Annotated in this window: 26 protein-coding genes; 9 read left to right on the plus strand and 17 right to left on the minus strand. The window is 65.8% G+C overall.

The window, feature by feature from the left end; translation table 11 throughout:
* Positions 1 to 26: 26 nt before the first annotated feature.
* Complete coding sequence (locus B5D38_RS08485; protein WP_078707988.1) at positions 27 to 461, plus strand: PPC domain-containing DNA-binding protein; 435 nt, start codon at positions 27 to 29, stop codon at positions 459 to 461.
* 24 nt (positions 462 to 485) lie between these two features.
* Here B5D38_RS08485 and B5D38_RS08490 read toward each other — a convergent pair whose 3' ends face one another.
* Positions 486 to 1,310 (minus strand): ferredoxin--NADP reductase, encoded by an 825-nt coding sequence (locus B5D38_RS08490; RefSeq protein ID WP_116002631.1) that lies wholly within the window; start codon positions 1,308 to 1,310, stop codon positions 486 to 488.
* A 304-nt stretch (positions 1,311 to 1,614) separates the two neighbouring features.
* Here B5D38_RS08490 and argB point away from each other — a divergent pair, with 304 nt between their 5' ends.
* On the plus strand, positions 1,615 to 2,502 hold the full coding sequence (gene argB, locus B5D38_RS08495; RefSeq protein ID WP_078707990.1) for an acetylglutamate kinase: 888 nt from the start codon (positions 1,615 to 1,617) through the stop codon (positions 2,500 to 2,502).
* A 13-nt stretch (positions 2,503 to 2,515) separates the two neighbouring features.
* Here argB and B5D38_RS08500 read toward each other — a convergent pair whose 3' ends face one another.
* The 6 genes from B5D38_RS08500 to mprF all read right to left on the minus strand — a co-directional run bounded on the left by B5D38_RS08500 (position 2,516) and on the right by mprF (position 9,779).
* Positions 2,516 to 3,793 (minus strand): MFS transporter, encoded by a 1,278-nt coding sequence (locus B5D38_RS08500; protein ID WP_078707991.1) that lies wholly within the window; start codon positions 3,791 to 3,793, stop codon positions 2,516 to 2,518.
* Positions 3,787 to 4,383, minus strand: a complete 597-nt coding sequence (locus B5D38_RS08505; protein WP_078707992.1) for an isochorismatase family protein — start codon at positions 4,381 to 4,383, stop codon at positions 3,787 to 3,789. Before B5D38_RS08505 ends, B5D38_RS08500 begins: the two co-directional genes overlap by 7 nt.
* Positions 4,384 to 4,514: 131 nt before the next feature.
* On the minus strand, positions 4,515 to 5,012 hold the full coding sequence (locus B5D38_RS08510) for a MarR family winged helix-turn-helix transcriptional regulator (protein WP_078707993.1): 498 nt from the start codon (positions 5,010 to 5,012) through the stop codon (positions 4,515 to 4,517).
* 89 nt (positions 5,013 to 5,101) lie between these two features.
* Positions 5,102 to 5,824, minus strand: a complete 723-nt coding sequence (locus tag B5D38_RS08515) for a DUF1003 domain-containing protein (RefSeq protein WP_078707994.1) — start codon at positions 5,822 to 5,824, stop codon at positions 5,102 to 5,104.
* The gene (locus tag B5D38_RS08520) at positions 5,821 to 7,200 is read right to left on the minus strand and encodes an AcvB/VirJ family lysyl-phosphatidylglycerol hydrolase (protein ID WP_245318942.1); all 1,380 of its coding nucleotides are present in this window, start codon (positions 7,198 to 7,200) and stop codon (positions 5,821 to 5,823) included. The genes B5D38_RS08515 and B5D38_RS08520 overlap by 4 nt, the downstream gene beginning before the upstream one ends.
* 11 nt (positions 7,201 to 7,211) lie before the next feature.
* Positions 7,212 to 9,779 carry a bifunctional lysylphosphatidylglycerol flippase/synthetase MprF gene (gene mprF / locus B5D38_RS08525; protein WP_078707996.1) on the minus strand — a complete coding sequence of 856 codons (2,568 nt, stop codon included), beginning with the start codon at positions 9,777 to 9,779 and terminating at the stop codon, positions 7,212 to 7,214.
* Positions 9,780 to 10,071: 292 nt separating this feature from the next.
* Here mprF and B5D38_RS08530 point away from each other — a divergent pair, with 292 nt between their 5' ends.
* Positions 10,072 to 10,794, plus strand: coding sequence for a pyrimidine 5'-nucleotidase (locus B5D38_RS08530; protein ID WP_078707997.1), 723 nt, complete (start codon positions 10,072 to 10,074; stop codon positions 10,792 to 10,794).
* Between the two features lie 10 nt (positions 10,795 to 10,804).
* On the opposite strand, the gene B5D38_RS08535 is transcribed toward B5D38_RS08530, so the two are convergent.
* Together B5D38_RS08535 and dapE are read right to left on the minus strand one after the other, a co-directional pair.
* The gene (locus B5D38_RS08535) at positions 10,805 to 11,395 is read right to left on the minus strand and encodes a hypothetical protein (protein ID WP_078707998.1); all 591 of its coding nucleotides are present in this window, start codon (positions 11,393 to 11,395) and stop codon (positions 10,805 to 10,807) included.
* Between the two features lie 4 nt (positions 11,396 to 11,399).
* Complete coding sequence (gene dapE, locus B5D38_RS08540) at positions 11,400 to 12,590, minus strand: succinyl-diaminopimelate desuccinylase (RefSeq protein WP_078708226.1); 1,191 nt, start codon at positions 12,588 to 12,590, stop codon at positions 11,400 to 11,402.
* 226 nt (positions 12,591 to 12,816) lie between these two features.
* Here dapE and B5D38_RS22525 point away from each other — a divergent pair, with 226 nt between their 5' ends.
* Entirely contained in the window at positions 12,817 to 14,055 is a 1,239-nt protein-coding gene (locus B5D38_RS22525) for a lytic transglycosylase domain-containing protein (RefSeq protein WP_245318944.1), read from the plus strand.
* Here B5D38_RS22525 and B5D38_RS08550 read toward each other — a convergent pair.
* On the minus strand, positions 13,980 to 14,780 hold the full coding sequence (locus B5D38_RS08550) for a phosphodiester glycosidase family protein (protein ID WP_078708227.1): 801 nt from the start codon (positions 14,778 to 14,780) through the stop codon (positions 13,980 to 13,982). The genes B5D38_RS22525 and B5D38_RS08550 overlap by 76 nt on opposite strands.
* A 46-nt stretch (positions 14,781 to 14,826) precedes the next feature.
* Positions 14,827 to 15,681, minus strand: coding sequence for a 2,3,4,5-tetrahydropyridine-2,6-dicarboxylate N-succinyltransferase (dapD, locus tag B5D38_RS08555; RefSeq protein ID WP_078708228.1), 855 nt, complete (start codon positions 15,679 to 15,681; stop codon positions 14,827 to 14,829).
* An 83-nt stretch (positions 15,682 to 15,764) separates the two neighbouring features.
* Between dapD and B5D38_RS08560 the strand changes: the two genes are divergently transcribed.
* The 3 genes from B5D38_RS08560 to B5D38_RS08570 all read left to right on the plus strand — a co-directional run bounded on the left by B5D38_RS08560 (position 15,765) and on the right by B5D38_RS08570 (position 17,549).
* A complete protein-coding gene (locus B5D38_RS08560; protein ID WP_078708000.1) occupies positions 15,765 to 16,613 on the plus strand; it encodes an LOG family protein in 849 nt (282 codons plus the stop codon).
* Positions 16,614 to 16,796: 183 nt separating this feature from the next.
* A complete protein-coding gene (locus B5D38_RS08565) occupies positions 16,797 to 17,090 on the plus strand; it encodes a hypothetical protein (protein WP_078708001.1) in 294 nt (97 codons plus the stop codon).
* A 171-nt stretch (positions 17,091 to 17,261) separates the two neighbouring features.
* Positions 17,262 to 17,549 (plus strand): hypothetical protein, encoded by a 288-nt coding sequence (locus tag B5D38_RS08570; RefSeq protein ID WP_131829883.1) that lies wholly within the window; start codon positions 17,262 to 17,264, stop codon positions 17,547 to 17,549.
* A gap of 50 nt (positions 17,550 to 17,599) precedes the next feature.
* Here the strand turns inward: B5D38_RS08570 and B5D38_RS08575 are convergent, their stop codons facing one another.
* Entirely contained in the window at positions 17,600 to 18,400 is an 801-nt protein-coding gene (locus tag B5D38_RS08575) for a helix-turn-helix domain-containing protein (protein ID WP_245318947.1), read from the minus strand.
* 259 nt (positions 18,401 to 18,659) lie between these two features.
* Here B5D38_RS08575 and B5D38_RS08580 point away from each other — a divergent pair, with 259 nt between their 5' ends.
* Positions 18,660 to 18,935, plus strand: coding sequence for a DUF2061 domain-containing protein (locus B5D38_RS08580; protein ID WP_078708004.1), 276 nt, complete (start codon positions 18,660 to 18,662; stop codon positions 18,933 to 18,935).
* A 12-nt stretch (positions 18,936 to 18,947) separates the two neighbouring features.
* Here the strand turns inward: B5D38_RS08580 and B5D38_RS08585 are convergent, their stop codons facing one another.
* Positions 18,948 to 19,682 (minus strand): methyltransferase, encoded by a 735-nt coding sequence (locus B5D38_RS08585; protein WP_078708005.1) that lies wholly within the window; start codon positions 19,680 to 19,682, stop codon positions 18,948 to 18,950.
* A gap of 182 nt (positions 19,683 to 19,864) precedes the next feature.
* Positions 19,865 to 20,320, minus strand: coding sequence for a 50S ribosomal protein L19 (gene rplS, locus B5D38_RS08590; protein WP_078708006.1), 456 nt, complete (start codon positions 20,318 to 20,320; stop codon positions 19,865 to 19,867).
* A gap of 150 nt (positions 20,321 to 20,470) precedes the next feature.
* On the opposite strand from rplS, the gene B5D38_RS08595 reads away from it, so the two are divergent.
* On the plus strand, positions 20,471 to 20,653 hold the full coding sequence (locus B5D38_RS08595; protein WP_131829884.1) for a hypothetical protein: 183 nt from the start codon (positions 20,471 to 20,473) through the stop codon (positions 20,651 to 20,653).
* 61 nt (positions 20,654 to 20,714) lie between these two features.
* Here the strand turns inward: B5D38_RS08595 and trmD are convergent, their stop codons facing one another.
* The 3 genes from trmD to B5D38_RS08610 all read right to left on the minus strand — a co-directional run bounded on the left by trmD (position 20,715) and on the right by B5D38_RS08610 (position 23,518).
* Positions 20,715 to 21,398, minus strand: coding sequence for a tRNA (guanosine(37)-N1)-methyltransferase TrmD (trmD, locus tag B5D38_RS08600; RefSeq protein ID WP_078708008.1), 684 nt, complete (start codon positions 21,396 to 21,398; stop codon positions 20,715 to 20,717).
* Positions 21,395 to 21,955: a ribosome maturation factor RimM gene (gene rimM / locus B5D38_RS08605; RefSeq protein WP_245318949.1), complete on the minus strand. Its 561-nt coding sequence runs from the start codon at positions 21,953 to 21,955 to the stop codon at positions 21,395 to 21,397. Before rimM ends, trmD begins: the two co-directional genes overlap by 4 nt.
* Before the next feature lie 84 nt (positions 21,956 to 22,039).
* A complete protein-coding gene (locus B5D38_RS08610; RefSeq protein ID WP_078708010.1) occupies positions 22,040 to 23,518 on the minus strand; it encodes a GGDEF domain-containing protein in 1,479 nt (492 codons plus the stop codon).
* Between the last annotated feature and the right edge of the window lie 29 nt (positions 23,519 to 23,547).

A 23,547-nucleotide genomic window follows, 5' to 3' on the forward strand; every position in this document is an offset into this window, starting at 1 on the left:
ACCGGTCAAGCACGAGGAAGCTTTCGATGCGCTCCAAACTCGTTCACGAAGCAGACGGCCAGCGCACCTTCGTGGTCGTTCTCGACCACGGCGACGAGGTGATGGCGAGCCTCAAGGAGGTGGCGGACCGGGAGAAGCTGTCGGCGGCACAGATCACCGGGATCGGCGCCTTCTCCGATGCCGTCCTCGCCTATTTCGACTGGGAAACCAAAGAGTACGAACATATTCCGGTCGAGGAGCAGGTGGAGGTCGCTTCGCTGGTCGGCGATATCGCCCTTGCGGACGGCAAGCCCGCGCTGCACATCCACCTCGTCCTCGGCCGGCGCGACGGCAGCGCGCTCGCCGGCCATCTCGAAAAGGCCCATGTGCGCCCGACCCTCGAACTGGTCGTCACCGAGTCGCCGGCCCATCTGCGCAAGGAGAAGGATGCCGAATCGGGCCTCGCCCTGATCCGGCTCTGATAAGTTCGTGTCCCGCCGCCTTCCTCAGTCGACGAAGGCGCGCTCGACGACGTAGGTGCCGGGATTGGCGTTGGAGCCCTCGACGAGGCCGAACTTCTCGCACAGCGCGGCCGTGTCCTTCAGCATGGCCATCGACCCGCAGATCATCGCGCGGTCGGTTTCCGGGTCGAGCGGCGGTACGCCGAGATCGGCAAAAAGCTCGCCGGTCTCGATGAGCGTGGTGATGCGGTGGCGGCGCGTCTCGCCTTCCCGCGTCGAAGTGGCGTAGTGGACCAGGCGATCGCCGACGATCTCGCTGACCAGCTCGTCCTCGCGGATCTTCTTCACCAGCTCACGGCCATAATCGAGCTCGGCATCGAACCGGCAGGTGTGGGTGAGGATGACCTGCTCGAACTTCTCGTAAGTTTCGGGATCGCGCACGATGCCGGCGAAGGGCGCGATGCCCGTACCGGTCGAGAAAAGGTAGAGCCGTTTGCCGGGAAGAAGCGCGTCCATGACGAGGGTTCCTGTCGGCTTGCGCCGCATCAGGATGGTGTCACCCGGCTGAATTTTCTGGAGATGTTCGGTCAGCGGACCGCCCGGCACCTTGATGGAGAAGAACTCCAGTTCCTCGTCCCAGGAGGGGCTGGCGATCGAATAGGCTCGGAAGACCGGCTTCTCGGCGTTGGGCAACCCGATCATGACGAATTCGCCCGAGCGGAAGCGGAAGCTCGCCGGCCGCGTGATGCGGAAGGAGAACAGCGTATCGGTGTAGTGCTTTACGCTCGTCACGGTTTCCGCGAAGACGCCGGCCGGGATCGGGAAGGCGGCAGCCGTGGCGGCGCCGGATTCGGCGGGCAAGGAACTCATCTCAACCATTTCCTTTCCAATTCGCGGGGTTCTCGAAACCCCTGGTCGCTCGGCGACCTCGGCAGCGGACACACCCTATCGCCTATTCCGCCTGCCTCGTGAAGAACAGGCGTTTCGATCGTCGCTCCCTTGGTGAAAAAGCCGTTCGCCGCGACGCACCGCTTCGGGCGGCAATATTGGGGCCCGGCCGCCCGCGAGCAAGGCGCGGAACGGCCGCGCGGACAACATCCCTCATACGACCAGTTCCGTCCCGGCACAAATCGCGATATGAGCGGCGGCCCTTTCCTGTCAGTGGACGTTCGCCATGACCCCCGACGAAGCAGAGCATCAGGCCCGCCTTCTCGCCGAAGCGCTGCCTTTCATGCAGGCTTATGAGAACAAGACTGTAGTGGTCAAGTATGGCGGCCACGCCATGGGCAACAGCGAGCTGGGCAAGGCTTTTGCACGCGACATCGCCCTTTTGAAGCAGTCGGGCGTCAACCCCATCGTTGTCCATGGCGGAGGCCCTCAGATCGGCGAGATGCTGAAGTCGCTCGGCATCGAATCGCGCTTCGAGGGCGGCCTTCGCGTCACCGACAAGCGCACCGTCGAAGTGGTGGAGATGGTGCTCGCCGGCTCCATCAACAAGGAGATCGTCGCCCTGATCAACGCCGAGGGCGAATGGGCGATCGGCCTTTGCGGCAAGGACGGCAACATGGTCTTCGCCGAAAAGGCGAAGAAGACCATCGTCGATCCCGATTCCAACATCGAGCGCGTGCTCGACCTCGGTTTCGTCGGCGAGCCGGTGGAGGTCGATCGCACCCTTCTCGACCTTCTCGCCCGCTCCGAGATGATCCCGGTCATCGCCCCCGTCGCGCCGGGGCGCGACGGCCACACCTACAACATCAACGCCGACACCTTCGCCGGCGCCATCGCCGGCGCGCTGAAGGCGGCGCGCCTGCTCTTCCTCACCGACGTTCCGGGCGTGCTCGACAAGAAGGGCGAGCTCATCAAGGAACTGTCGGCGGCGGAAGCCAGGGCACTCATCGCCGACGGCACCATCTCGGGCGGCATGATTCCGAAGGTGGAAACCTGCCTCCAGGCCATCGAAGGCGGCGTCGAGGGCGTCGTCATCCTGAACGGCAAGACGCGCCACGCCGTCCTGCTCGAGCTCTTGACCGAGCACGGCGCCGGCACGCTCATCGTCAAGTAACAGAGCCCTTTCCTCAGCCCGGCCCCTGCCTGCCGGTGCCGGCCACCGGATCGACCAGCGGCTGACCGGTGCTGCCGATCAGGGTCGGCTCGCGATGCGTCAGCACATAGCGGACCGCGACCAGCGCGGCGGCGATGCCCGATGCCGCCGCGATGCCGAGCGCCCAGCGCGGCCCCCAGTAATCCGCCACCCACCCCACCACGGGCGCGCCGATGGGCGTGCCGCCAAGGGCGATGCCGAGCCGCAAGGCCATCACGCGGCCGCGCATGGCCGGCTCGGTGGTCAGCTGCATGAGGGCGTTGGAGGTGTTCATGATGGTGAGCGCCGAAACTCCGATGACGACGAGCGCCGCGCCGAAGAGCAGCGTCGTCGGCGCTATCGCGGCCAGCGCGCAGCCGATGCCGAAGGTCGCCGAGCCGCCGAGCAGGAAGCGAAAGCGCGGCTTTTCCCGTCCCGCCGCCAGAAGCGCGCCTGCCAGCGTGCCCACTGCCATGACAGAGGAAAGAAGGCCGTATTCGTTGGCCCCGGCGTGGAACACTGTCACCGCCATGGTGGAGATGAAGATCGGGAAGTTGAGCCCGAAGGTACCCACCAGGAAGAGCATGACGAGGATCGCCATCAGGTCCGGGCGCCGCCAGACATAGCGGAAGCCCTCGACGAGACTGCCACGGGCGCGCACGGCGCGGGTCGTTTGGCGCAGCTCGCTGCCGCGCAGGAACATTAGTGAGGCGACGACCGCAACATACGAAGCGGCGTTGAAAAGAAAGGCCCAGCCCGAGCCGACGGCGGCGATGAGCACGCCCGCCACCGCCGGCCCGATCATCCGCGCGGCGTTGAACGAGGTCGAGTTGAGGGCAACGGCATTGGCGAGATGGTCGTCATCGACGAGGTCGGAGACGAAGGTCTGTCGCGCCGGCCCGTCCAGTGCGGTGGCGCAGCCGAACAACAACGCGAATACGTAGACGTGCCAAAGCTGGACGAGCCCGGAGATCGTCAGCAAGCCGATCGCCAGAGCCAGAAGTCCCATGATCGCCTGGGTCGCGATGAGCAGCTTGCGCCGGTCAAAATAGTCGGCGGCAAAGCCGGTCCACGGAAGCAGCACCATCTGCGGGCCAAACTGCAGCGCCATCACGATGCCGACGGCTGTCGCGTTGTTGTGGGTCAGCCCCGTCAGGACCAGCCAGTCCTGGGCGGTGCGCTGCATCCAGGTTCCGATGTTGGAAACCAGCCCCCCCGCAGTCCAAAGGCGGAAATTATAGATGCGCAGCGAGCGGAATGTGCCCCTCAGCATGAGCGCCCGCCGTCGCCGGCGGACTTCCCGCTCTCGCGGCCTTCGAGAGCGGCGATGATCGCCGCGCACGTGCCGGTTTCGCCGAGACGGGGGAAGATGCGCTTAAGGCTGTTCTCATGGGCTTCGGCAATGCGATCCGTCATGGCGTCGACGGCCAGCGCGACGTTGAAGCCGAGTTCATAGGCCTGCCGCGCCGTGGTCTCCACACCGATCGAGGTGGCGATGCCGCAGATGACGACGTGAGTCACGCCGCACTCCTTCAGCATCTCGGCGAGCCCGGTCGCCGTGAAGGCGCCCCAGCTGTGCTTGGTGACGCGGATGTCCTCGGCCGCGACACCGAGTTCCGGCACGAGTTCGGTCCAGTCCGCCGGCAGATCGCCTCCCGGTCTGGGCTGCTCGGTGCGCCCCGGCGCTCCGCCTGCCACATTGACGAACACCACCGGGAGTTGGCGGGCGCGAAAGGCGGCCGCGAGGCTCGCCACCTTGGAGACGATCTCCGCCCCCAACGCCGCCGGAACCATGGGAAGAATGCCTTTCTGAAGATCGATGACGATGAGGGCGGTGCGCGCGTCGAGAGAGGTGATGGCCATGATGCTGATCCTTGAAAAATGGGGCGAGTCGGGGCCTTGCGCGGCGTCGGAGGGTTGCGCCTGCCACGCCCGAGCTCGGGGGAACCGGAGGACGGCAGCCACGCTGCCCGACGAATAGGGTCCGGGTCGCTTCAGGTATCGACGAGGCGCTGCAGCAGCTCGATGGCGCGCGCCAGATCCTCCTGCTCGGCGGGAGAGAGACGCGCCTGGATCGCACCTTTAAGCCACATGTCGCGCGCCGCCCGCCCCTTGGTGAGCGAGTCGAAAAAGGTCGGGCTGATGGAAAGGATCGTCTGGCGGCCGTCATCGGGATCGGGCGCGCCGACGAGAACGCCCTTGTCGATGAGGACGGCGACGGTCGCGCCCATGGATTGCGGGCGCATGCCCTCGGCGCGCGCAAGGCTCGTGACCGTCGCCGGCCCCTCGAGCTCCAAACGCCGGAGCACCGACCATTGCGACGGCGTCAGGTCGCGCGCCTTGGACTCCTCGCGAAACCGCCGCTTCAGGCGCCCGACGATGCTGTGAAGGTCGCCGGCGAGCGCCTTGGCCCGCTGCCGCTGTTCGTCCGTTTGGGTGTCGGAGACCGCTGGCTCCTCGCCGCTCTCTGCAGAATCATCCGTGGTGCTCATAACTGCAGTCTAGCACCTCTGAAGGAAAACTGCACAGTTTTCCTTCGCAAATTGCTTCGCTGCCGTGCGTCTCGTCCGGCGGGGCGTGATCAACCCTTGCGGTCTGCTCCGGAGCCGGCGCGGAGCTGGCGCACGATCTCGTCCTGGGCTTTGCCGAGGCGCGTCAGGTGGTCCCACTGCATGAGGAGATGATGATCCATCTTCTCGTGCAGACGACGAATCTCCACCTCGGCCTTGAGGTTGATGCGGTAGTCGTTCTCGGAGCGCAGGCGGTCCTTCTCCTCCTGGCGGCGCTGGCTCATCATGATCAGCGGCGCCTGGACGGCGGCAACGCAGGAGAGAATGAGGTTGAGGAGAATGAAGGGATAGGGGTCGAACGGGGCGGAGAAGAGAGCGAACGAATTGACCCCGATCCAAAGAACGAGCACCCCCGCGAAGGACAGAAGGAATGTCCATGAGCCGGCGAAGCCCGCGAGGCGGTCGGCAAGACGATCGCCGAAGTCCAGGCGCTTGTCGTAGACCTCCTCGGGATTCACTGTCACGGTGCCGCTGGCGGCAAGGCTCTTCAGCACGGCGCGGTCGAGGACCGTCAGTTCTCCGTGATCCTCGCGGATCATCTCCTCGATCGTCGTCTGGCGGGCGCGGCGCAGATCGTCCGAGCAGATCCAGGAGGTATGCGCCCACTCCGGTTCGTCCCGATCGAGGGTGGCGCGGACCGCACCGCTGACGACGGCGACCGGCCGTAGCATCGAGGCCGGAAGCGCCCGTCCGCAGACGCCGCAAACCCGCTCACCGGCGCCCGCGTCCGTCATTTCAGGATGTCCTTGGCCAGCGCCTCGTAGTCGCCGTCGAAGTGGTGCCCGCCCTCGGTCTTGAAGAGAGTGATGCCGCTGTCCGCGAGCTCGGGACAGGCCGTGTCGTCGTCATCGGCGCCATAGAAGCACTGGACGATGGCGGGAGGAATCTGGCGAAGGTCCTCGACCGTCGATCGTCCGCCTGATCCGACGCCAAGCCATCCGGACACCGAAACCTGATAGTCCACCTCACGCGAGAACCCGAGCAGCGAGAGCCGCCGAACCAGCTTCTTGTGCTCATCGTCGAGAGCGAGATAGGCGGACGGCAGAATATCCGCGCCGAAGGAATAGCCGACGAGATAGACGCCCTTCACGTTCCAGCGCGCGAGATAGGCGTCCATGATGGCCTGAAGGTCCTCGGCGATCTTCTGAGGCGTCTTCGGGCTCCAGAAATAACGCAGCGAATCGACGCCAACCACGGGCACCCCGGCCGCCTGGAGGTGTTCTCCGATCGTCTCGTCGAGATCGCGCCAGCCGCCGTCGCCGGAATAGATGATCGCCATGATGTCGGACTTGGCCGGCGCGTCGAGGATCGCCAGCGGCAGGGACGATATCCCGTCGGATTCGCCGCCCTGCTTGCCCGGCTTCAACAGGGCGAAGGCGGCTGCGAAGGCATCCTTGTCGGTGTTGTGGATGTCGATCGCGGGCCAGCGGGTTTCAAGCCGCGCCGCATGGGCGCGCCCAGCATCGCTCGCGCCCGGCGTCAGGACGATCTCGACGGGGTCCGGAAGGCGTCCAGGCGTCAGATCATAGACCGCCTCGCCGCTGGCCGTGCGGTGAACCGGCGCGGGCGTGCAGAGCGCCTTCTTCAGCGGCAGACCCTCCTGCGGATCAACGGCAAGGGTTCGGCCGATGGTGGCGTCCGGCGTCTGCGCCGCGATAGCGAGGGCGAGCGTTCCGCCGAGGCCGACGCCCGCCACGGCGGGAAGCTTGTAGTCCGCCGCGCCGAAGCGACGCTGAATCAGCTGGCTGTAGCCCTCGAGATCGGAGACGAGATAGGCGCAGTCCTGGTCGTCTTCCGCCGGAGCCGCATCGATCGCCGCGAGATATCGGCGACTGTCGACGCCGAGGACGATCTGGCCCGCCTGACGCAGCCGCTCTGCAAGCTGCTCCTCCGGGCCGGTCCAACCGTCCCCGTCGGAAAGCACGATCACCTCACCGGCAAGCGGCTTGCCATCGGGAAGCAGTTCCACCGGTTGTTGCAGGAAATCGGGCGTGAAGGCGTCGGGCTCCGGCGCCGAGGTCGGCGCCTCGGCCATCGCGCCGCTGGGCAGCAAGAGCGCCGCGACGAGGCCCACGAGGATCATCTTGGGTCGGGCCCGCTGCGATCTCATCCGAACGAAACTCACTTCGCCACCACTCCCCTCACGCCGCCTCCAATCAGCACCGCCACATCGGCAAGCGCCAGAAGCGGATTGCGCCCCCCGCCCACGGCGATGAACCGCGACTGCCATTCCGGCAGGAACTTGCCCTTGAAGCTGCGCAGACCGCGAAAATGATAGAATCTCTCGCCGTGCTCAAAGACCGTATGGGCCACGCGGTTCCATACCGAGGCCGTCGCGTGGGGCTGGAAGCCGGCGAGCGGTGCCATGCCGAGATCGAGCCAGACATAGCCCTCCTCCTTGAAATGGAGGATCAGCTTGGCGAAGAGGTAATCCATGGTGACGTTGGATGCGTCCGGCGAGAAGCGCATGAGGTCGACGGAGATCTCGTCCTTGAGCGCTGTCCGCAGCACCGTGGCGAAGGCGACGATCCGGCCGTCCTGGCGCAGCACCGCCGTCGGCTGGCTCGCCACATAGGTTCGGTCGAACGCGCCGAGCGAGAACCGCTTCTCGCGCACATTGTGCTTGGCGAGCCAGGCGTCGGAAACCGCCTGAAGATCGTCGAGGCAGAGCGCGACGGCCTGAGGTTCCAGCACCTCGAAGCCGAGCCCCTCGCGCTCGCCCTTGTTCAGCGCGCGGCGGAAGTCGGCGCGCTTGGCCCCGGCGAGGTCGAACGTCTTCAGCTTCAGCTGCGCGTTCTCACCGAGCTTGAAGGCGTAGAGCCCGGCATCGGCATAGAGCGAGAGGTTCTCCGGGCGGACCTGATAGAAGACCGGCCTGCCGCCATGCAGCCTGGCGAGCTCCGAAAAGCGGAAGATCAGCTCTGGCCATGCTTCTTTCGGCCCGACGGGGTCGAACAGGGCGATCCACGAGCGCCCCTGCTGGGCGAACATAATGAAGGCATCGCGCGCCTCGGAGAAGACCAGGCTCTTGTCGCCCATCAGCACAAGGTTGGCGTTGGGGTTGAACTGCCGCTGGACGATCGCCGCCGCCTCTGCGAGCTCGGCTGCCGCCGGCGGCTCCACCGTCAGACGCGCGAAACGCGTGAGCGACCAAACCCCGACTGCTCCCGTGACAAGCACCACGGCGAGCGCCGCCCGCAGGCTGCGCGGCGCCTCGGCGGCGAACTCGAACTGCCACCAGAGCTCGTTGGTGTATTCGATGTCGCGATAGGCGAAGAGCATCACCGCCACGACCATCACGACGACGGTCACGATGGCTACCAGCCAGCGCCCGGTGAGCGGCTGACGCAGCATTCGGGAGGGGCGGTTGAATTCGCGCTGGGTGGCGAGAAGGGCGGCCAGCAGCACGGCGAGCAGCACGATTTCCGTGATGTTGGAGGCGCGCAAAGCCGCCAGGAACAGGGCGAGGCCCGTCACCGACAGCGACATCCACCACGAACCGTCGAGGCGGTGGGCCAGCCCGCGCGCAGCGATGAGAAGCACCATGCCGAGAACGCTGGAAAGGAAGTTCGCGCCCTCGAGGATGGGCAGCGGCAGCGTGTTCGACAGGAATTCCAGCCGCTCGGCGGGAAGCGGCGTCACGCCGGCGACGATGAGGATCGTCCCCGCGACCATCGAGAGCACGGCGAGGCTTTGCGGCGCGAGCCGGCCCGCCGCCACCACGGCGCGCGAGACAGCCTTGCGGGCGAAGATGCGGCGAACCTCAAGGCTGCCGATGATGGCGGTCGAGAGGACCAGCGGCAGCGCATGGTAGACAAGGCGGTAGAGGATCAAGGCGCCGAGAACGTTGTCCACCGGCACCGCGTTGCCGAGGGCCGCAACGATCACCGTCTCGAAAACGCCGAGGCCGGCGGGAACGTGGCTGACGACACCGAGGCCGATGGCGACCGCGAAGATCGCGGCAAATCCCGGGAAGGCGATGGGCAGCGGCGGCAGCAGCACCCAGAGGACGGCCGCCGTGGCGGTGATGTCGCAAAGGGTCGCGGCCGCCTGGAGCAGAACCACGCGGACGCTCGGCCAGGGCACCGTGTGACGGCCGAGCCTCAGCGCGCCCTGGCGCGCCGCCGGGATGAGGAGCAGGGCCGAGACGAGGATCAGCAGCACCGCCGCCGACGCCTGGATCAGCGGCGGACTGACATTGACGATACTGGCCATCTCATCGCTGGAGACGAGCGCGCCGAGGGCGGTCGTGAGAGTCAGCCCCAGTCCGAAGGCTGCGGTGACGAAACCGATAATGCGGGCGATCTCGTCCGGTTCGGCGCCGAAGCGCGAATAGAAGCGGAACCGGACGGCCCCCGCTGAGACGATGCCGAAGCCCGCCGTATTGCCCACCGCATAGGCGCAGAAGGCCGTGAGCGCGACAATGGGATAGGGCAACCGGCGCCCGGCATAGGCGAGCGCCGAGACATCGTAGAAGCTGAGCGCCACGAAGCTCGCCGCGGTGAAGAGAACGGCCAGTGCGACCGAGTGCCAAGGCGTGGCGCGCAGCGCCAGTGTCACGTCGTCATAATCGACCTCGGCGATCAGGCGCTGGATCGAGCCGAACACCAGGATGACGAGGGCGAGCATCAGGAGCGGCGTGACGAGCGCCGCCCAGCGCCGCGAACCGAATCGGGTCAGCTTCAACATGAAGGGCCACTTGAAAGAAAAGGCCCGGCCAGCCGGCCGAACCTTGGAAGGAGGAGCGAGCTCCTCGGGAGAAAGCCTGCTGGGCACGCCGCAACTCCGCGCTGGAGCAACGCCAAAAACGGCGCGCTCTTACCACGCCCCCGACGCGTCAGATAGAAGCTCCCGATGCCGTTTTCGCGATCGGAACACCGGACCGACCACCCGCGATCACCCGCCGGTGACAGAGCGGGTCGCTCGGCGCGTCGATCTGCCCTATTTTGCAGGGACAACCATTCGAACAGCCGGACCCTCCATGAACGACAGCCCCAGCCCCCGGACCACCGAGGCGGCGCGCCCCCAGGATTTCGCCCATGTGCGTGACTGGGTGTTCGATCTCGACAACACCCTCTATCCGCGCCACACGAACCTCTTCCAACAGATCGACGAGCGTATCACTGCATTCGTTTCCAACCTGCTTTCGCTCGAGGCCGGCGAGGCCAAGACGTTGCAGAAGAAGTTCTACCGCGACTACGGAACGACCCTTCGCGGCCTGATGAGCGAGCATCAGGTGGACCCAGACGCCTTTCTCGAATTCGTCCACGACATCGACTATTCGTGGGTGAAGGCCGACGCGGCGCTCGGCGAGGAGATCAAGGCGCTTCCGGGGCGAAAATTCATCTTCACCAACGGCGATCGCGGCCATGCCGAGCGCACCGCGCGCCAGCTCGGCATCCTCGACCATTTCGACGACATCTTCGACATCGTCGCGGCCGGTCTCGTGCCCAAGCCGGCGGCCGCCACCTACGATAAGTTCATGGGGCTCCACCGCATCGACGCCGCCCACGCCGCCATGTTCGAGGATCTTGCCCGCAACCTCGAGGTGCCCAAACGCCTCGGCATGAGGACGGTGCTGATCGTGCCCGCAAACCTGGAGACGACCTTCGGCGAGATCTGGGAGCAGGAAGGGCGCGACGGCGACCACATCGACTTCATCACCGACGACCTCGCCGCCTTCCTGCGCAGCGTCCGCGACTGAAGCCCTGGGTTCAGATCAGCGGCACGCCCGTCACGTCCATCACCGCGCCGTAGGAGACGAGGGAGGAAATCACCATCAGCGTGACGATGCCGATGGCCGCGAGAATGTCGCCGCCGATGGCGACGGCCGCCAGACGCACCGTCAGCGTCAGGCTGGCGATCGTCGCCACGATGCCGAGCAGCCCGAGTGTCGGCCCCTCCCCCAGCGCCATGACCAGCAGCCAATAGGGCACCATCGCCCAGGCCAAGAGCGCGCCGCCCCAGTTGGTGGCGATCACCAGCGGCACGATCTTGCGCGAAAATCCGATCGGCCGGGCGATCATCATGAGGATCAGCACCGGCAGCAGCCATGACAGGACGTCAGCGACGAAATGGGCGGCGAGGACCGTTCCAAGTCCGGCGTCGACGGCGACTTGCGTCCGCTCCGCCGACTCGTACTCGATCCACGAGAGAGCAAGCGGCGGCAGGGAAATGGGAAGGGCCGCGAAGGACGCCCAGAAACCGTCGGCGGAAAGGTCGAGCGCCTTGAGCCCGTCCGGCCGCCCCGCCATCATCCGGGCCGTGGCCGAGAAATAGCGCAGGACCTCCGGGAGCCTCGGCATCTGCTCAGGACTGGGCGCCGAACCAGCGGGTGATGAAGAGCTCATAGATCCGCGTCAATTCCTCAAGTTCAGCCAGCGCCACACGCTCGTCGACCATGTGCATCGTTTGGCCGACCAGGCCGAATTCGACGACGGGACAGGCGTCCTTGATGAAACGCGCGTCCGAGGTGCCACCCGAGGTTGAGATTTCCGGCCGCCGCCCTGTTTGATCCTCGACAGCCTTCGCCAGAGCGTTCGTCAGCAACTCGTTTCGGGTGAGGAAAACCTGGGCCGGAGCCGCCTTCCAGTCAATGGCGAAAGTGATGCGCTGGCGCCCGATCTCATCACGCTGTGCCGCCGCCTCGAGACGTTTCGTCAACTCCGCCTGCAGCGTCGCCACGCTCCACTCATCGTTGAACCGGACATTGAAGGCGGCCGTCGCCCTCTCCGGTATGACGTTGACCGAAGGGTTGCCGACGTCGAAGGTCGTGATTTCGAGGTTCGACGGCTGGAACCTCTCATTGCCCAAGTCGAGAGGCCGATCCTTGAGGGCGGCGAGGAGCCGCATCAGACCCGTCACCGGATTGTCGGCGCGGTCGGGATAGGCGACGTGCCCCTGGCGGCCGGTGACGGTGATGGCCGCCGAAAGCGAGCCGCGCCGGCCCACCTTCATCATGTCGCCCAGAGCCTCGCGCGAGGTGGGCTCGCCGAGCAGGCAGGCGTCGAAGCGCTCCCCCCTTTCGGCCGCCCACTGGAGAAGCTTGGGCGTGCCGTTGACCGCCGGCCCCTCCTCGTCGCCCGAGATCAGCAGGGAGATTTGGCCGTGCGGCATGTCGCCACGCTCGAGGAGGCGCGCAAGGGCGGCGACGAAGCAGGCGATCCCCCCCTTCATGTCCACCGCGCCCCGCCCGAAGAGCATTCCGTCGCGAATCTCGCCACCAAAGGGGGGCAGGCGCCATGCCGCCTCTTCTCCCGGCGGCACGACGTCGACATGGCCCGCGAAGACCAGATGCGCCCCGCCGCCACCGCGCCGGGCGAACAGATTTTCCACATCCTCCATCCCCGGCTCGGCAAAAACTGGCCGAAAAACGGAGAATTCGAGCGGCTCCAGCATTTCCTGAAGCGCAGAAAGGACGCCGGCCTCGAGCGGTGTCACCGAAGGACAGCGAATCAGCCGGACAAGATTTTCGCGAGGGTCTGTGGGCAAAGCAGTCATGATCGGCTCAATAGCGGAGAGCATCGCCGACAGCCAGCGGAGCTTTCGCGAGGCTGTGTCGCACGAGCAACTCTTTCTTAACCATCAATCATAAGCGGGGGGCTTGCCTTTTTTGTGCCGAGTTCACGATAAAGAGAACGATCGGGCACCATGAGCGGGGGACGCCATGACGAAAGATCAGATCCGAACGGGACAGACCGTGCTTCGACGGAAGACCGGAGCTGGAATGGCTCTCTGCATGCTGCCCCTGGCGCTGGGGGCCTGCGTCTCCAACCAGAGCGCGGACAACCAGACCAAGACGGTCAGCCTCGCCGACGTCACCGCGACCTACGGATATGCCCCGTCGCCGGTTTACGCCCTCGCCGACGGCACGCATCTGGTCGCTCCTTCCTCGAAACCTCAACAGGAAGCCGACACGGCAGTCCCAGCCGATCAGACGGCATCGATCGCCCCCTCGCCCGCTTCCGATCCCGCGACGTCTGGCAAGACCGGGCGAATCAAACCGGGCGAGGCAAAGGACCCGGTGGCGGCACTTCAAGCTGACGTCGCCGACCACCGCGCCGCCGAGCGCCTTCTCGCCAAGGCGCGGGCGACAGCGGCGCCGGCCGGAGCGGCGGAGACATCTTCCGCCGGTGCGGCCGCCGCCACGAAGGTCGCCGAGGGGACGGACGCCAGCATCGCCGAGAAGGTCGCGGCCGCCCCCGCCGCGGCCAAGGAGGCTGTCAGCCAGACAATTGCGGCCGTCGGAACCACAGCCGAAGCCGCGACGGTGGCCACAATCGACACCACCAAGAGCGCCGTTGCCACCACCGGCCGCGCCATCGCCTCGGTCAGCCAGCGCATCGGCGACACCTTCATGGCCAGCGACAGCATCACCGGCAGCAGCAATCTCGACAAGATGATCGAGACGGCGGCGGTGGAAAACGACATTCCGCCCGAGCTCGCCTTCGCCGTGGTGCGGGTCGAAAGCCATTACAATCCCAAGGCCAAGGGCGGCCGTGCCCTCGGCCTGTCGCAGATCAAGCCGGCGACGGCGCGCAGCCTCGGCTTTGCCGGCCCCAGCGAGGCGCTCTACGACCCCGAGACCAATCTTCGCTACGGCATGAAGTATCTCGCCGGTGCCTGGGAGCAGGGCGGCCACGACATCTGCCAGACGGCGATGAAGTACAAGGGCGGCCATCGCACCACGGTCATGAGCCGGGCCGCCGCGACCTATTGCGCCAACGTCAAGAAGCACATGGCCGCGATCGAGCGACGCCGGATGCGCTCCTCGCCCATCACCACCGCCAGCCTCAGCGACAAGGACATGGGCTCGTCCGCCCGCTCGCTGCCGGGCGTCGTGCCGGTTCCGACATTCTCCAGCTCGAACAGGATCACCACCCTGTCGTCTCAGGGCTCCTCCGACGCGCTGACCCCAGGCTTTGCCAGCGCCGAGAGCATCGGGCCGAGCCGATCCGGCCGATAATCGATTCCCCCGGCGGGATAGAAGAGGCTCGAGACCTTCCCGTCGAGGAACAGCGCATCGCGGCAGCCGAGGCGGTCGCGGAAGAACAGTGCGAAGTCCCAGAAATTGATCTTCTGCCGCGTCATGACGAAATGGACCAGCCGGCCCTCGTCGGTGGCGCAGATTCCATTGCGCACGAAGCGACTGTCTGAGCCCTCGATGAAGCGCGGATGAAGCGCGCCGTCGATGAGCAGCATCGGGCCCGACTGCGTGGCAAGGCTTGGCCTGTGGCCTTCCGCGAGGAAGCGGCCGGTTTCCATCACCCCAGCGCGGCCGTTCTCGACATAGAAGATGCCGTTGGGCTTCATCGAGAAATTGCCGGGGCCGTCCGCCGTGGAGACGGGATGGCGTTCGACACCGTCCTCGACCGCTAGGCCGACGGGCCGCCGCGCCTCGTCGAACATGCCCGCATTGACCGCCAGAACCATGGGGGATGAAAAGCTCGCCGCGACCTTGGCGAAGGTCTCGTAGGGAACGCCGTCCTCGTCGGCCGTGGCGAGCCTTAGATCGTAATGGTCCAGCGGCACGTCGCAGACGATGAAATCCACCCCGCCCGCCGCTTCCATGCGGCAAAGGCCCTGGTGGTCGGGCGGCAGCGCCGGCGGATCGGAAAGCCAGGCCAGCAGCGAGCCGAGCCCGGCAAGCGGCAGACCGAGCGCGGCGGAGAACAGGCGGGCCCGGGGCATCGCCCGGCGCGCGCCCTTGCTGGCCCCCGCCCGCTTCACCACCCGGTCAGCTGCGCAAGAGTTCGTTGACCGAGGTCTTGGAGCGCGTGCGCTCGTCGACCCGCTTGACGATGACCGCGCAATAAAGGCCCGGCCCCGGCTCGCCGTTGCCCATCGGCTTGCCCGGCAGATTTCCCGCGACCACCACCGAATAGGGCGGCACCTCGCCATAGGTGATGGAGCCGGTCGCGCGGTCGACGATCTTGGTCGACTGGCCGATGAAGACGCCCATGCCGAGGACCGAGCCCTCGCGCACGACGCAGCCCTCCACGACCTCCGAGCGCGCGCCGATGAAGCAGTTGTCCTCGATAATCACCGGACCGGCCTGGAGCGGCTCCAGGACGCCGCCGATGCCGACGCCGCCGGACAGGTGGACGTGCTTGCCGATCTGCGCGCACGAGCCGACTGTCGCCCAGGTGTCGACCATCGTGCCCTCGCCAACATGGGCGCCGAGATTGACGAAGGAAGGCATCAGCACGGCGTCGCGGCCGATGAAGGCCGACCGGCGAACGATCGCGCCCGGCACGGCGCGGAAGCCCGCGTCGCGGAACCGATTTTCACCCCAGCCGGCGAACTTGGACGGCACCTTGTCCCACCAGGCCGCGCCGCCGGGCCCGCCGTCGATCGCCTCCATGTCGTTCAGGCGGAAGGAGAGCAGCACCGCCTTCTTAAGCCATTGGTTGACGGTCCAGCTGCCGTCGGCCGCGCGCTCGGCGACCCGCGCCTCGCCGCTGTCCAGAAGCTCCAGGGCCGCCTCGACCGCCTCGCGCACCTCTCCCTTGGTCGAAAAGGAGATTTCGCTGCGCGCCTCGAAGGCGGTGGATACTATCGTTTCGAGTTGTGCGCGATCGGGGGCAGGCATCATGGCGGCTCCTTCATTCTTCGGTGAGACCGCTCTAGTAGAAGGAGACAAGTGAATCAATCGAAGCCAGCGGAGACCCGCCCATGGCCAAGGCACCGCGCGACGACAAGGCCTGGGACCCGTTTCCCTCTTCGCGCACAGATCGCGAGCGCGCCAACGTCAAGCCCGACACGGCGCAGACCGCCTCTCCCACCTACCGCCTCGCCTATGACGATCCGGATTTCATCTCGCGCGAGGAGATGCGCGGCGTGCGGCTCCAGCTCGAGCTGATGAAGCCGGAAATGGCGCTGATCGAGGCCGGCATCCGCTCGACCGTCGTGCTCTTCGGCGGGGCTCGCATTCCCGAGCCCGGCGCGGCCGCCTGGGCCGCGCGCAACGAAACGCAGAAGAACAACCTCGAAGCCAACGCCCGCTACTACGAGGAGGCGCGCAAGTTCGCCCGCCTGTGCTCGACGCACTCGGCCAACGCCTCGGGCGGCAAGGAATTCGTCATCGTCACCGGCGGCGGGCCGGGAGTCATGGAGGCGGGAAACAGGGGCGCGGCGGACGTCGGCGCGGTCTCCATCGCGCTCAACATCACGTTGCCACATGAGCAGGCGCCGAACCCTTACGTGACGCCGGACCTGTGCTTCAACTTTCACTATTTCGCGATCCGTAAGATGCACTTCCTCCTGCGGGCGCGGGCGATGGCGTGCTTTCCCGGCGGCTTCGGGACCATGGACGAATTGTTCGAAACGCTGACGCTGATCCAGACCCGGCGGATGCATCAGATCCCGGTTCTCCTCTTTGGCGAGGCGTTCTGGCGGCGGGTGATCGACTTCGAGTTCCTCGCCGAGCAGGGCACCATCGCGCCAGAGGACGTCCATCTGTTCGCCTTCGTCGAAACGGCGGAGCAGGGATGGACCATGATTCGCCACTTTTACGGCTTCTGACAGACGCACCCATTGCCGCTGAGAGCGGAACTCCGTCCTCACGCGTCGCGTTGATCCAACAAAATAGCAAAGGCTCGGCTTTGAGCGCGATCTCAATAAAGTCGAAGCACTTTGCGCCATCATTGCTAACCCGGAGCGGCGACACTCAGTCGCACCACTCGAATTCTTCTCAAGGAAGCCACCATGCCCGACGTCGATTCCAGGCTCATCCGATCGAACCAGGACCAGGATACGCCGCAGCACATCGTCGAGGACGAAACCACCGCTCAAGTCGAGCGCGCCGATAGCGACCCGCAAAGCGGTCGCGACCGCCAGGCGGCGGCTCACGCCGAGGCGGAGGGTTCTGGCGAGCGACGTCATACCCCCGGCACCACCGAAGCGCGCGCCATCGGCGCCACCGCCTACAACGCGGCGCAGCGCGCCATCGAGGGCGCGGTGTCGCTGGTGCGTCCGGGCCGTTCCATCCTCTGGCACTGAGAAGCCTACGCTGCCTCAACTGAGAGCGCAGCCGATGGTGTCCGCGATGCAACAGGGCGGCCGTCCCGAATGGCCGCCCTCATCCAGGCGGGGCTAAATCCCCCTTCCTTTCAGGCTTCATTAACCGTCTTCAACGATCTTCAGGCCAAGCGAAAGCCGGAGGTCGGGAACATGAGAGCGGTTCATCTCGAAGACAATTTGAAGGTTCGGTTTCCCGGCCAGGACGCCTCGTTCATGGCGGGCGTCGAGATCGGCATGCTGGCCACGCTGATGGCGATGCGGCCGCGCGAGTTCTCCCGGCAGATCGACACGGGCAACATGGAACAGGCACGGCTTCTCGGCCTGAAGATGGGCTATCACGTGTCCGAGGTCGAGCAGGTCGACCGCAAGGAGGTCCGCGTCACCTTCCGCGACCGGTCACTTGGGCCCAAGCTCCGCGTGGTGTCATCGCAGGGCTGAGCAACGAAGCGGAGAAGCTCTCCGCGTAGAATTTCTCGATATCTTGTCGGCTATGACACGGTCAGGGTGTCGATGAAGCGGGGCGTGTGCTTCGCCTCGAAATCCGCCTCGCGCACCAGCCAGTCGAAATGGCGCGACAGCGCCATGACCTGCCGACGCTCGCGCAGCGCCAGATAAAAGCGGCCGACATAGACGGTGGCATGCATCGGGCCAAACACCGTCAAGGGCGAGGAAAACACCTTCTTTCGATCGAAAAGGTAGAGGCGAAGCGAGGGGTACAGCTCCTCCGCCAGGGCGCGCAGCCGCGCCAGTTGGCCGCGCCTCTCTTCGGCCGGCAGACCCTCCCAATAGCCGTGGCCGGCGGCAAAGCTCTCCAGCGTGTCGAGCGGCATGGCGATCTCGTAGTCCGTCTCCGGCGCTCTCAGATACTCCAGCCGGTCGCGCATGTCGGCGATCGCCTGGTCCGAGGTGCGGCCGAGGAAGTCGCCATACTCGAAGCGCAACACCGCCTCCGACTTCAGCATGTCGGGCAGGGTCGCCGGCACGTGGCGAATCTTGTAGCCGCGCGCCTCCTGATGCCAGCGGAAGATCGATTCGTCGGACGGCGCGCGCGTCGCCTCCTCGATTCGCATCGCCGCCTCAACCATGTCGGCGCCGCGCTCCTTCCGGTCGGTAAGTCCCAACAGCCAGTCGCACGAAACCCCGAGGGCCGAGGCACATTCGGCCGCAAATTGGGCATTCGGCAAACGGCCGTCGTCGCGGGAGAGAATCAAGGATACCGTCGACCGGTCGGAGCCCGTGAGCCGCGCCAGGGCGCTCCGTGACACTCCGCCGGTCGTCATGGCGGCCATGAGTCGTTCGCGGAAGAGCTCAGATCGCTGCCTTTTGTCCATAACGGTGATTAATATCACCATATTGTCGATTCATGCAACGATCGTGACCCGGGTCATGATTATTTACGGGCTGCCGGGCTTCTGCCTCTGAGCGTAGAACCCCTCTTGCAAGGCCGATTCTTGGCCGGCTCAGCAACATTGACTTCGACGCCCGTCCCGCCGCTCACCGCGGGAGCCGACGATTCGCGGCCAAAAGCAAGAAAAGGAGAACGATCCAATGGAAACGCGCGCTCGCAGCCTCGCCAAGGCCGCCACATGGCAGCTTCTCGGGCTCTTCACCATGTCGGCGCTCGGCTTTCTGTTCACCGGATCGTTCACCGCCGGCGGCGCCCTGGCCCTCGCTTCCTGCTTTCTCGGCTTCTGCACCTACATCGTGCACGAGCGCGTATGGGCCGGCATCAAGTGGGGCTGGTCCATCGCGGCCGATAGCGGCAACCGCCAAGGCATGAGAGGCCAAGCCATGGCGGGCGAAAGCGTCCAGGGAAAAGCCTGACGCCTTTCGTGATCAGCCGAGCTTGGTGGCGCCGAGGGAATAGGCCATCGGGATCTTCGCCGTTCCCTCCTTCAGCCGGAAGAGATCGACGCCGACCTCCTCCATTTCGGGGAAGGCACGCCACGCGATCCGGTCGTGCTCATGGAGAAAATCGAGCCGCATCCCTGCTTCCAGAACGGCAGTTACGACACGGGACACCGGGTGAAGCCACTCGTAGTTGCGAGTGTTCTGAAGCTGCCGCTCGTCGCCGGTATAGGTGGACGTCTCGTCGAAGACGAGCGGCTGGGCCGCCGGCGTCTCGCGGTCGAAGGCGGCGTAGAGGCGGCCATTCTCCCATTCCATCTGGTTCATGACCGGATGGCCCTCGAGCAGATAAAGCCGCCCACCAGGCCGCAGCACGGCCGAGACGACCTTCGCCCAGCGGTCGATATCCGGTAGCCAGCCGATGGCGCCCCAGGTGACGAGGGCCATGTCGTAGGTCGCGCCGAGCGCTTCCGGCGCATCATAGAGCGAAGCCTCCACGAAGCGCGCCTCGGTCCCCGCGCGGGCGGCGAAATCCTGCGCGGCGGCAATCGCTTTGGGCGAAAAGTCGAGCCCGGTGACGCTCCGTGCCCCCAGATGCTTCAGGGACAGCGTGTCGAGCCCGATATGGCACTGGAGATGGACGATGTCCTTGCCGGCGAGATCGCCGATCTCTTCCGCCTCGATGGCGTGAAGACTGGAGCCCCCTGCAAGAACCGTCGAGATCCAATAGGAGCCCGTCGTATCGGTAGCGTGAAGCTCCGCCCGCTCGTCCCAATTGGCACGATTGGCGTCAAAAAAACGTCTCGAACATCAGGCTATCCTCCAAAGCAGGTCCCAAATACACGAAAGGCGGCCACAAGGGCCGCCCGACGAAACGCTGAAAAGGCTTGAGGGGAAGAAACCGACTATTCGGCCTTCTTGGCCTCTGCCTTCTTAGCTTCGGCCTCGGCGCGGGCATCAGCCGCAACCTGGCGGGCTTCATCATTGAGCTTGCGGGCGCGCACGTTGGTGGCCTCGGTGATACGGGCCGACTTGCCGCGACGGTCGCGCAGATAATAGAGCTTGGCCCGGCGCACGCGACCACGGCGCACGACCTCGACCGATTCCACCATCGGCGAGTAGACGGGGAACACGCGCTCGACGCCCTCGCCATAGGAGATCTTGCGGACGGTAAAGCTCTCCTGCAGGCCCGCGCCGCTGCGGGCGATGCAGACGCCTTCATAGGCCTGGACGCGGGTGCGGTTGCCTTCCGTCACGCGCACGTTGACGCGCAGGGTATCGCCCGGAGAAAACGCCGGAATGGTGCGGATGGCTTCGATACGGGCCGCTTCGGCGGCTTCGAGCTCGGCGATAATGTTCATGGCACAGCCTCAATTCGTTTCATGCCGGTCTGCCTCAGCGGCCGACATGGCCGTTTGCACGGTCAAGTTATTCTGAGGAAATCGAGGCGTCCCTTACACGCTCCGATCCACTTTGTCGAGTACACGGGAACGCGCGAGGCAGACTTTTGCATGACCCGCCACCTCGCATGCGCCGTTGCCTGCTTGCAGGAGCGAGGGAACCAAGATGCGGACGGCGCGGTTGTGGCGAACAAAACCCTTGTTGAGGACAAAGCCATGGGGCGTGGAATTCTTCTTTGGCTGCTGGGAATACCGATCCCGATCATCATCCTGATCCTGCTGTTCTGGCACTAGCTCCAGAACGTCCGCTGAAGCCGGACCACGTATAAGCGAGAGCCGTCATCCGACCGCAACACTACCCGGTCAGAAGGTCCGGCCGCCGCTCGGCGGTGATCCGCTCCGCCGCTTCCCGGCGCCATCGCTCGACGGCGCCATGATCGCCGGAGGTCAGGACCTTCGGAATCGTTCGGCCTTCCCATTCGGCCGGCCTTGTGTACTGGGGGTGCTCCAGGAGCGCGCCCTCGAAGCTCTCCCACTCTCCGGAAGCCGCATTGCCCATGACGCCGGGCAGCAGACGAATCACGGCGTCGAGCAGAACGAGGGCGGCGATCTCGCCTCCGGACAGCACGTAATCGCCGATCGAAACCTCCTCAAGGCTCCGTCCCTCGATGACACGCTCATCGACGCCCTCGAAGCGGCCGCAGAGAATGATGGCGCCCTCCCCCTCGGCCAGCTGGCGCACCCGCGCCTGGGTCAGCGGGCGGCCGCGCGGGCTCATCAGGAGGCGCGGGCGCGTATCACCCGCCGGAGCCGCGTGGTCGATGGCCGCAGCCAGAACGTCGGCGCGCATCACCATGCCCGGCCCGCCGCCGGACGGCGTGTCGTCCACCAGGCGATGCCGGCCGATGCCGAAGTCGCGGATGGCGACCGTCTCGATCACCGCATCGCCGCGCTCCAGCGCCCGCCCGGCCAGGGAAACGCCGAGCGGCCCCGGAAACATCTCCGGATAGAGGGTGAGAACGGAGGCGCGAAAGCTCATGGCCGCGGATCGCCCTCGTCGCCTTCCTCATCGTCGCTGCCCTCGAGGCCGGCGGCAACGGGTTCGACCGTCAGCACCTGAGCCGACAGGTCAACCGCAGGCACGGCCGCTTCGGAAAACGGGATCATCACGCTGGCCCTCCCCTCGCCGGCGATTTCAAGGATCGTCCCCGCGCCGAAATCGTGGATCGCCACGACCGTGCCGACCTCCTCGCCCGCGACGGTGCGCGCCGAAAGACCGACGAGATCGGCCTCATAGAATTCGTCCTCGTCCTCTTCCGGCAGAACGGAGCGGTCGACAAAAAGCTCGCGGCCGCGCAGTTCCTCCGCGCCCTCACGGCTCGTCACCTCGGCAAGTCGCACGACCACGACATTCTTCTGGGTCCGCGCTGAAAGCACGGTGAAGCGCCGACCGTTCTCATCGAACAGCGGGCCATAGGCGCCAAGATCGGTCGGCTCCTCGGTGAAGGAGCGCACCCGCACCTCGCCGCGTATGCCGTGAGGCGCGCCGACGATGCCAAGGAGAACGGGGCGCTGAGGAGGTGTTGAATCGGGCAAGGACGGGCCTTTGGGCAAGAAGCGGATCGCCCTCCCTCTGCGACAAGGCGCGGCCATGCGTCAAGCCGCGCCGGTCCGGCCGATCTAGAGAACGGGGCTGCGCCTCTCCGCGCCCGACGTCTCGTAATAGTCGCGCTTGGCGTCGTACATGCGCTCGTCGGCGCGGCTGGCCGTCACCTCGAGGCGTTCGCCGGGCCGCGACGTCGCGATGCCGATGGAGAAGCTGAGCGGCGGCTCGGCATAGAAGCGGTTGTTGAGCTCGACCAGCTTCTCGATGGTATCGACCATCTCGTCCGCCTCGCCATTGGCGATGCCTGGCATGACGACCACAAACTCGTCGCCGCCGATGCGCGCCACCGAGTTCGGCTTCAGCACAGCCTTCTCGAGCACCTCGCCGGCGCGGCGTAGAAGCTCGTCGCCGACGGCGTGGCCGAGCGTGTCGTTGGCTTGCTTCAGGCCGTTGAGATCGGCCACGAGGATCGTCACCGGGAAGGTCGCCTTGCGCTCCAGGCGGTTCAGCTCGTCGATGAAGAAGGAGCGGTTGTGAAGCCGGGTCAGCACGTCGTGCTTGCCGAGAAATTCGAGATAGGCTTCCGCCTTCTTTCTCGCCGTTATGTCGGTCAGCGCGACCTGAACGAGCGACCAGCTGTGCTCATGACCGGGGAAGACGGAGAACTGCATGTGCAGGCAGAGTTCCTCGCCGCCGAGGGTGTAGTTCACCACCTCGCGCTGCTGGATCAGCTTGCCGCCCCAAAGATCGATGAGCTGCTCCTTGAAGTTCGGCTCCATCTCGTTGCGGAACACCCGGTCGAGATTGGCGACGAGATGCCCCGTGTCGCGGGCGCCGAAGAGCGTGAGGGTCTGCTGGTTGACCTCGATCACACGGATTTCGCTCATGCACCGGGCGACAAACTCGGGATGAACGTCGAGAAAGGTGCGGAAATCCTCGATCCCCGTCGCCCGCACCATGTCCATCAGCTCCCTGACGGACGAGAAGTCCTCGACCCAGAGCGACACCGGCGAATGCTGAAAAAGCCCGCGGGCGAACTGTTCGCTGAGGGCGAGGCCGCGCCGCGCCTCCTCACGCTCGGTGACGTCCTCCGTCGAGACCAAAATCCGGCTCCAGTCGGCCTCGAACCCCGGAACGACCCGCCCCTTCAGCTGAATGTCCAGACGGCGGCCCGACAGGGTGTAGTTGACGGCGGGGCTGTGGAACGACATGGCCCCGTCCCAGAGCTGAACCAGCTCCTCGAGATGGCTGTCCTTCATGTCTCCGGAAAAGACTCGATCGAGATTGGCGGAAAGATGCTCCTCGTCCCGCGCCTCGAAGAGTTCGAGGGTCCGCCGGTTGACCGCCACCACCTTGATAAGGTGTGCGCAGGCGAGAACCTCGCCGGGATTGTCGATGAGGTAGGCTTTCAGGTCCTCGATGCCCTCGCCGCGCCAGATGTCGAACCGCCGCTTGACGGCGCTGTAGTCCTCGAGCCAGAGCGGCACTGGAGAAAGCTCGAAGAAGTCATCCCGCAGGAGACTGCCGGACCGTGCCGAGACGCCGTCGTTCATCCCACTCGTATCCCATCTCGCCCACCGAA

Origin of the sequence: Consotaella salsifontis, assembly GCF_900167365.1 — a bacterium.
GTDB lineage: Bacteria > Pseudomonadota > Alphaproteobacteria > Rhizobiales > Rhizobiaceae > Consotaella > Consotaella salsifontis.

Bases quoted from the DNA above. Each gene is read 5' to 3' on its own strand.
- B5D38_RS08510 (WP_078707993.1), bottom strand. From the start codon at position 5,012: ATGAGCACCACGGATGATTCTGCAGAGAGCGGCGAGGAGCCAGCGGTC.
- B5D38_RS22525 (WP_245318944.1), top strand. From the start codon at position 12,817: ATGGCTCTCTGCATGCTGCCCCTGGCGCTGGGGGCCTGCGTCTCCAAC.
- B5D38_RS08520 (WP_245318942.1), bottom strand. From the start codon at position 7,200: ATGAGATCGCAGCGGGCCCGACCCAAGATGATCCTCGTGGGCCTCGTC.
- B5D38_RS08560 (WP_078708000.1), top strand. From the start codon at position 15,765: ATGGCCAAGGCACCGCGCGACGACAAGGCCTGGGACCCGTTTCCCTCT.
- B5D38_RS08565 (WP_078708001.1), top strand. From the start codon at position 16,797: ATGCCCGACGTCGATTCCAGGCTCATCCGATCGAACCAGGACCAGGAT.
- B5D38_RS08580 (WP_078708004.1), top strand. From the start codon at position 18,660: ATGGAAACGCGCGCTCGCAGCCTCGCCAAGGCCGCCACATGGCAGCTT.
- B5D38_RS08575 (WP_245318947.1), bottom strand. From the start codon at position 18,400: ATGGCCGCCATGACGACCGGCGGAGTGTCACGGAGCGCCCTGGCGCGG.
- B5D38_RS08535 (WP_078707998.1), bottom strand. From the start codon at position 11,395: ATGCCGAGGCTCCCGGAGGTCCTGCGCTATTTCTCGGCCACGGCCCGG.
- B5D38_RS08485 (WP_078707988.1), top strand. From the start codon at position 27: ATGCGCTCCAAACTCGTTCACGAAGCAGACGGCCAGCGCACCTTCGTG.
- B5D38_RS08610 (WP_078708010.1), bottom strand. From the start codon at position 23,518: ATGAACGACGGCGTCTCGGCACGGTCCGGCAGTCTCCTGCGGGATGAC.
- trmD (WP_078708008.1), bottom strand. From the start codon at position 21,398: ATGAGCTTTCGCGCCTCCGTTCTCACCCTCTATCCGGAGATGTTTCCG.
- argB (WP_078707990.1), top strand. From the start codon at position 1,615: ATGACCCCCGACGAAGCAGAGCATCAGGCCCGCCTTCTCGCCGAAGCG.
- rplS (WP_078708006.1), bottom strand. From the start codon at position 20,320: ATGAACATTATCGCCGAGCTCGAAGCCGCCGAAGCGGCCCGTATCGAA.
- B5D38_RS08530 (WP_078707997.1), top strand. From the start codon at position 10,072: ATGAACGACAGCCCCAGCCCCCGGACCACCGAGGCGGCGCGCCCCCAG.
- B5D38_RS08505 (WP_078707992.1), bottom strand. From the start codon at position 4,383: ATGGCCATCACCTCTCTCGACGCGCGCACCGCCCTCATCGTCATCGAT.
- mprF (WP_078707996.1), bottom strand. From the start codon at position 9,779: ATGTTGAAGCTGACCCGATTCGGTTCGCGGCGCTGGGCGGCGCTCGTC.
- B5D38_RS08595 (WP_131829884.1), top strand. From the start codon at position 20,471: ATGACCCGCCACCTCGCATGCGCCGTTGCCTGCTTGCAGGAGCGAGGG.
- B5D38_RS08500 (WP_078707991.1), bottom strand. From the start codon at position 3,793: ATGCTGAGGGGCACATTCCGCTCGCTGCGCATCTATAATTTCCGCCTT.
- B5D38_RS08570 (WP_131829883.1), top strand. From the start codon at position 17,262: ATGAGAGCGGTTCATCTCGAAGACAATTTGAAGGTTCGGTTTCCCGGC.
- B5D38_RS08515 (WP_078707994.1), bottom strand. From the start codon at position 5,824: ATGACGGACGCGGGCGCCGGTGAGCGGGTTTGCGGCGTCTGCGGACGG.
- dapD (WP_078708228.1), bottom strand. From the start codon at position 15,681: ATGCCTGCCCCCGATCGCGCACAACTCGAAACGATAGTATCCACCGCC.
- B5D38_RS08550 (WP_078708227.1), bottom strand. From the start codon at position 14,780: ATGCCCCGGGCCCGCCTGTTCTCCGCCGCGCTCGGTCTGCCGCTTGCC.
- B5D38_RS08490 (WP_116002631.1), bottom strand. From the start codon at position 1,310: ATGAGTTCCTTGCCCGCCGAATCCGGCGCCGCCACGGCTGCCGCCTTC.
- dapE (WP_078708226.1), bottom strand. From the start codon at position 12,590: ATGACTGCTTTGCCCACAGACCCTCGCGAAAATCTTGTCCGGCTGATT.